The organism is Dyella sp. LX-66, from assembly GCF_018599165.1.
Lineage (GTDB): Bacteria > Pseudomonadota > Gammaproteobacteria > Xanthomonadales > Rhodanobacteraceae > Dyella_D > Dyella_D marensis.
This window is the reverse complement of record NZ_JAHFVJ010000013.1, coordinates 100503-106588: the sequence shown is the minus strand read 5'-3', so window position 1 is coordinate 106588 and position 6086 is coordinate 100503. Positions and strand designations below refer to the sequence as shown.

Annotated in this window: 7 protein-coding genes and 1 pseudogene; 2 read left to right on the top strand and 6 right to left on the bottom strand. The window is 68.1% G+C overall.

Going from position 1 to position 6086, the window contains the following annotated elements:
• Nucleotides 1-347 precede the first annotated feature (347 nt).
• Together KK141_RS19990 and KK141_RS19985 are read right to left on the bottom strand one after the other, a co-directional pair.
• Nucleotides 348-1193: pseudogene (locus KK141_RS19990) on the bottom strand (magnesium chelatase domain-containing protein); the annotation flags it as partial.
• A 99-nt stretch (nt 1194-1292) separates the two neighbouring features.
• The gene (locus KK141_RS19985; protein WP_167253335.1) at nt 1293-1550 is read right to left on the bottom strand and encodes an accessory factor UbiK family protein; all 258 of its coding nucleotides are present in this window, start codon (nt 1548-1550) and stop codon (nt 1293-1295) included.
• A gap of 192 nt (nt 1551-1742) precedes the next feature.
• Here KK141_RS19985 and glnK point away from each other — a divergent pair, with 192 nt between their 5' ends.
• A complete protein-coding gene (gene glnK / locus KK141_RS19980) occupies nt 1743-2081 on the top strand; it encodes a P-II family nitrogen regulator (protein ID WP_167253333.1) in 339 nt (112 codons plus the stop codon).
• A 12-nt stretch (nt 2082-2093) separates the two neighbouring features.
• On the opposite strand, the gene KK141_RS19975 is transcribed toward glnK, so the two are convergent.
• Complete coding sequence (locus KK141_RS19975; protein ID WP_214572826.1) at nt 2094-2636, bottom strand: DUF1453 domain-containing protein; 543 nt, start codon at nt 2634-2636, stop codon at nt 2094-2096.
• 111 nt (nt 2637-2747) lie between these two features.
• Nucleotides 2748-3491 carry a 2,3-diphosphoglycerate-dependent phosphoglycerate mutase gene (gene gpmA, locus KK141_RS19970; protein WP_214572827.1) on the bottom strand — a complete coding sequence of 248 codons (744 nt, stop codon included), beginning with the start codon at nt 3489-3491 and terminating at the stop codon, nt 2748-2750.
• 142 nt (nt 3492-3633) lie between these two features.
• Between gpmA and KK141_RS19965 the strand changes: the two genes are divergently transcribed.
• The gene (locus tag KK141_RS19965; protein WP_214572828.1) at nt 3634-4296 is read left to right on the top strand and encodes a hypothetical protein; all 663 of its coding nucleotides are present in this window, start codon (nt 3634-3636) and stop codon (nt 4294-4296) included.
• Nucleotides 4297-4338: 42 nt separating this feature from the next.
• Here KK141_RS19965 and hemF read toward each other — a convergent pair whose 3' ends face one another.
• Together hemF and KK141_RS19955 are read right to left on the bottom strand one after the other, a co-directional pair.
• Nucleotides 4339-5241 (bottom strand): oxygen-dependent coproporphyrinogen oxidase, encoded by a 903-nt coding sequence (hemF, locus tag KK141_RS19960; RefSeq protein WP_214572829.1) that lies wholly within the window; start codon nt 5239-5241, stop codon nt 4339-4341.
• A 78-nt stretch (nt 5242-5319) separates the two neighbouring features.
• The gene (locus KK141_RS19955; RefSeq protein ID WP_250901890.1) at nt 5320-6030 is read right to left on the bottom strand and encodes a YdcF family protein; all 711 of its coding nucleotides are present in this window, start codon (nt 6028-6030) and stop codon (nt 5320-5322) included.
• Nucleotides 6031-6086 lie beyond the last annotated feature (56 nt).

Genomic DNA, 6086 nt, shown 5'->3' with positions numbered 1-6086 from the left:
ATTACATCGAGGTTTTCTACAACCGACAACGCCGACATGGACATCTGGGTGGCCTTGCGCCAATGATGTTCGAGGCGGCTAACTCAAAATCCAGCAGCTAACCGTCTACGAAAGCGGGGGCGTACCACACTGACCAGGAAATATGGGCTCCTCGAGCGCTCCAGCTTTTCCTGACCTCCCGTTCGCTAAGCCCCATCCAAGGCGCTAGGCGATCAATCAGTATCTCCCCTGTTCCCGGATGTGAAATGTCCGCAATGAATTCTAAGAACTCAAGGGAGGCGGCTTTTCTAGCAGAAGCCATAGTCGCAATCTTTTTTGTTCAGTCGCTTCGTCTTTGAGAGTTCACAGCCGACCAGGGCCACGCCGGACGCCGTGTGGTGCGGCGCCCGGAACGGCCGGCGCCGCCATTCCCCGGCTTCCACCGCCTGCCCCGCCACCGACAGCACGGCGCAGGTTTCCAGCGCCTCGGATTCGCTCAAGGGCGGCAGGATGCCGGGCAGGCGTTCGGCCAGCATGGTCTTGCCGGTGCCGGGCGGACCGACCAGCAGCAGGTGATGGCCGCCCGCGGCGGCGATTTCCAGCGCGCGGCGCGCATGGCGCTGGCCGCGCACGTCGCGCAGGTCCGGGCCGTCGCCGGCCAGCTCGTCGTTGGCGGGGGCGGCGGCCGGGGTGGGCAGGTCCTGCACGCCGCGCAGCCAGCCGCAGACTTCGGCCAGCGAATCGGCCACGCGCACGTCGGCATCGGACACCAGCGCCGCCTCCGCCGCATTGGCGCGCGGCACCACCACCTTGCGACCGCGGGCGCGGGCGCGCATCAGCGCGGGCAATACGCCGGAGACGCCGCGCAAAGCACCGGACAGGGCCAGTTCGCCGAGGAATTCGCAGTTATCGAGCCGCTCGCGCGGCACCTGGTTGCCGGCGGCGAGGATGCCCAGCGCGATCGCCAGGTCGAAACGCCCGCCGTCCTTCGGCAGCTCGGCCGGGGCCAGATTCACGGTGACACGGCGGTTGGGGTATTCGAAGGCGGTGTTCTGGATCGCCACGCGCACCCGGTCGCGCGCCTCGCGCACGGCAGCTTCGGGGAGGCCGACGATGTTGGTGCCGGGCAGACCGCCGGAAAGATGCACCTCGACCATCACCTGCGGCGCGGCCACCCCCTCCTGGGCTCGACTGAGGGTGACGGCAAGACTCATGGCGACGGCGTTTCCGGAGCGGGCAAAGAGAATGACCGCCCCCGGTCGTTCTCGGGGTGAGGGTGACGGACCGGGGACGGCTCCCGGGAGGGAGAAGGGCTAGCCCCCGCGCGATGCGGCGAGCGCCTCCAGATCGGCCACTCGTCGCTCCAAGGCTTCCACTCTGGCTCGCGTACGGGCGAGCAAGAGGCTCTGGACGTCAAACTCCTCGCGGGTGACTAGGTCGAGGCGGCGCAGTCCCTGCGCAAGGACATCGGAAAAGTTGGCGCGGAGGTCCTCATGCGCCTGAGCCAATCCTGGCGGAACCAACGAGGCAAGTCGTAAGGCAAGCTGATCGATATCCTGCCTATCCATCATGGATAGCACCTCGAACTCGTCGGAAAGAAGTCTAAGTAAACGCCTAGTTTGTACGCCATCGGCCTGCTCCGCTGCTTTATGTAGGGATTTTCCTACACACCGTCGTCACAGGCGACAAATCCGCCCCGGGACGGGCAAAATGCCGCTCCCCGGGGGCGCCTGCCGCCCGCTGCCTTAAGTGACGAGGTTCCCATGAAGCTGGTGGTGGCGATCATCAAACCCTTCAAGCTCGACGACGTGCGCGAGGCGCTGGCCGAAGTGGGCGTGCAGGGCATCACGGTGACCGAGGTGAAGGGCTTCGGCCGCCAGAAAGGCCATACCGAGCTCTACCGCGGCGCCGAGTACGTGGTCGACTTCCTGCCCAAGATCAAGCTGGAAGTGGCGGTGGCGGACGAGCAGCTGGACCGCGTGGTCGAGGCCATTTCCCAGGCCGCGCGCACCGGCAAGATCGGCGACGGCAAGATCTTCGTCAGCGCGCTGGACCAGGTCATCCGCATCCGCACCGGCGAGCTGGACAACGACGCGCTCTGACAGCGCGTCCGCTCAATCGGCCGAGGCGGCGATCCCGCGCTCGCGCTGGAAGCGCCGGTGGTGCACCAGCAGGCCGATGAAATACACCAGGTAGTAGCCCACCATCAGCCCGAACACCGCCAGGGTCAGCGGGCTGTTGCCCATCGGCGGCGCGTGGCCGGCCGCGGCGGCCATGGCCGGGTCCTGCATCTGCGGCATCGCCACCATGAAGCGCCAGGCCAGGCGGCCGATCAGCAGCACGGTGAGGCCGGCGCCGATCCACGGGTTGGGGATATAGACGTCTTCGCCGCTACCGTTCTGCCCGAACTGGGTCAGGCGCAGGCCCACCGTGCCCAGCACCGCGCCGCCGGCGATGCCGCCGGCCAGGCCGACCAGCAGCATCGGGTTGTACAGGCCGGTGAGGGACAGCGCCACGGTCAGCAGGGACAGCACCACCACGCGCGCGATCATCCGCTTGCGCCGGATCGGCTGCTGGCCGAAGTTGCCGCGCACGCGGCGGTACATGCCGTACGCCATCAGCGGAATCATCAGCGCGGGAATCATGTTCGGAGCCATGGCGCGGCACTCGTCGTGGAAGTTGGCGCAGCCTAACGCTCGTTCTGTTTCACGGCGATTGACGCCGCACAGCTATCGCGGGTGACGCGTGTCACCCGCGCGGCGCGGCGCTTACCTGGCCTTGCCCTGGTTGGCCACCGCGGCCATCTTCGCCGCGATCGCCTCGGCGTCGCCCAGGTAGTAGTGGCGCAACGGCTTGAGGTGCTCGTCGAACTCGTACACCAGCGGCACGCCGTTGGGGATGTTGAGCTCGACGATGTCGTCGTCCGAAATACCGTCCAGGTACTTCACCAGCGCGCGCAGCGAATTGCCGTGCGCGGCCACCACCACACGCTGGCCGGAGCGGATCGCCGGCGCCAGCACGTCGTGCCAGTACGGCAGCACGCGGGCCACGGTGTCCTTCAGGCATTCGGTGTCGGGAATCACCGAGGCATCCAGGCCGGCATAGCGCGGGTCCTGCACCGACTCGTTGTCCGCCCGCTCCAGCGCCGGCGGCGGGATGTCGTAGCTGCGGCGCCACACCTTGACCTGGTCCTCGCCGAACTTCGCCGCCGTCTCCGCCTTGTTGAGGCCGGTGAGCGCGCCGTAGTGGCGCTCGTTGAGGCGCCAGTCGGTGATCACGGGGATCCACATCAGGCCCATCTCGTCCTGCACGCCCCACAGCGTGCGCACGGCGCGCTTGAGCACCGAGGTGTGCGCCACGTCGAAGCTGTAGCCGGCCTCTTTCAGCAGGCGCCCGGCTTCCTTGGCCTCTTCCATGCCCTGCGCGGTGAGGTCGACGTCGGCCCAGCCGCTGAAGCGGTTGTCGAGGTTCCACTGGGATTGGCCGTGGCGGATCAGTACGAGTTTGTGCATGGCGATGAAAGGGCTGCGGGGAAAGACCGGATGGTGCAGGCCGCCTTCCTGCCCGTCAAATCGCGCCCCTGTCGAAGGTCATGCTAAACCCCGTGCCGCGGCGGAGCATCCTAGGCAGGTCATTCACTCAAGGAGTTCCGCCATGCGCCGCACCCTGCTCACCCTGGCCCTCGTCCTCGCGCTGCCGCTGGCCGCCCAGGCCCGGGACAACGATATCGACAAGGTCAATGGCGCGGTCCGCGTCGAGGCCGGCCAGCAGGCCGGCGACGTCAGCTCGGTCAACGGCTCGGTGCACGTGGGCGAGCGCGCCGTGGTGCAGAAGGCCAGCACCGTCAACGGCTCGGTGGAACTGGGCGAGCGCGCGCAGGCCAGCGAGGTGGAAACCGTCAACGGCTCGGCCACCCTGGGCGCCGGCGCCAAGGTCAGCGGCGAAGTCAGCACCACCAATGGCGCGATCCGCCTGGGCAAGGGTGCGGACGTCTCGGGCAAGGTCGGCAACGTCAACGGCCGCATCAACCTCGATGGCGGCCATATCGGCCACGGCATCGAGACGGTCAACGGCAGCATCTATATCGGCGCCAATTCGCGCGTCGAAGGCGGCATTCTGGTCGACAAGCCCAGCGGCTGGTTCAACAGCAACAACCGTCCGCCGCACGTGGTGATCGGCCCGCACGCCGTGGTGCAGGGCACGCTGGAATTCCGCCGCGAAGTGATCCTGCAGATCAGCGACAGCGCCCAGGTCGGCACGATCAAGGGCGCCACGCCGACCAAGTTCTCCGGCGACATGCCGGCCTCGGACGACTGATCCACCGATGCTGGCGGCCCGGCCGGGCCGCCAGCTTTTTTGTCAAAGCCAGTCGCGCGGCTTGAGGTAATCCGACAGCCGCGCCTCGGCCGAATCCGGCTCCGGGGTATAGGCGTATTCGAAGCGCACGCGCGGCGGCAGGCTCATCAGGATCGACTCGGTGCGCCCGCCCGACTGCAGCCCGAACAGCGTGCCGCGGTCGTAGACCAGGTTGAATTCCACGTAGCGCCCGCGCCGGTACAGCTGGAACTCGCGTTCGCGCTCGCCGTGCGGCGTGTCCTTGCGGCGCTCGGCGATCGGCAGGTAGGCATCGAGGAAACCCTGCCCCACGGCCTGGGTGAAATCGAAGCAGCGCTCGAAGCCGCCTTCGTTCAGATCGTCGTAGAACAGGCCGCCGACGCCGCGCGTCTCGGCGCGGTGCTTGAGATAGAAATACTCGTCGCACCATTTCTTGTAGCGCGGGTAGACCTCGGCGCCGAACGGCGCGCACAGGTCGCGTGCCACCGTATGCCAGTGCGCCACGTCTTCGTCGAAGGGATAGAACGGCGTGAGATCGAAGCCGCCGCCGAACCACCACACCGGCTCCAGGCCGTCCTTGCTCGCCTCGAAATAACGCACGTTGGCATGCGTGGTCGGCAGATAAGGATTATGCGGATGCAGAACCAGCGACACGCCCGTGGCGACGAAACCGCCGCCGGCCAGCTCCGGCCGGTGCGCGGTGGCGCTGGGCGGCAGCTGGCTGCCGTGCACCAGCGAGAAATTCACGCCGGCCTGCTCGAACACCGCGCCGTCGCGCAGCACGCGCGTGCGGCCACCGCCGCCGGCGGGGCGCGTCCAGGCGTCCTCGACGAACTTCGCCTTGCCGTCCAGCTGTTCGACCGCGCTGCAGATGCGGTCCTGCAATTGGCGCAAGAACTGTTCGACTCGGTCGGTTTGCTGGCTCATCTAGGCGTCCGTGGATGGGGAAAACACCGCGAGCTTAGCAAGCCGTCCGGCAGCAGGACTGCGACCGTGCGCCGCGCCCTAGCGCACGCGCATCAAGAGCCGCGCATGGCCGATGCGCCGCGCCCAGCGCAGGCCCAGGTCGATCCACATCACATAGGCCGCTTCGGCCAGCAGGCGCAGCACGATGCGGCGGTCCAGGCGCAGGCGTTCCTCCGCCGCCACCGGCACGCTCGCCGTGAACCCAAGCCAGCGCGCCAGCAGCAGGCAGCGCGGCAGGTGGTAGCGGCTGGTCACCAGGGCCACCGGCGGCATCGCATGGCCGGGATCGTCGTGGCGCAGCAGGCTGCGGGCGTGGCGCAGGTTGTCCAGCGAATCGGTGGAGGCCTGTTCGAGCTTCGGCGCCACGGCATCCGGCAAGCCATGCGCGCGCAGCCAGGCCAGGCCGGCTTCCGCCTCGCTGATGCGGCCGCCGCTGCAGCCGCCGAGCAGGAACATGCGCTCCACGCGCCCTTCATGCACCAGGGCCAGCGCGCGGGCCAGGCGCTGCTGGTAGTCGCGCTCCGGCCGGTCGCCGGCCAGCTTGCGGCCGAACACCAGCAGGTCGCGCCGTTGCGGCGGCGCCAACGGGCTGCGCGAGGCCACCCGCCAGACGTAAAGCAGATAACCGAGCCAGACCAGGCCCAGGCTCAGCACCATCGCCGCGCCCACCACCGCCGCCACATGCAGCAGATCGCGCCGGCGCGCATGGCGCCAGGGGCCGCGTTTCAGGGGCGCGAGCAGGGAGGACAAGGATGGGTCCGGCAAAAGGCCAGCAGTGTGGGCAAGGCTTATGAAAGCCGCAATGG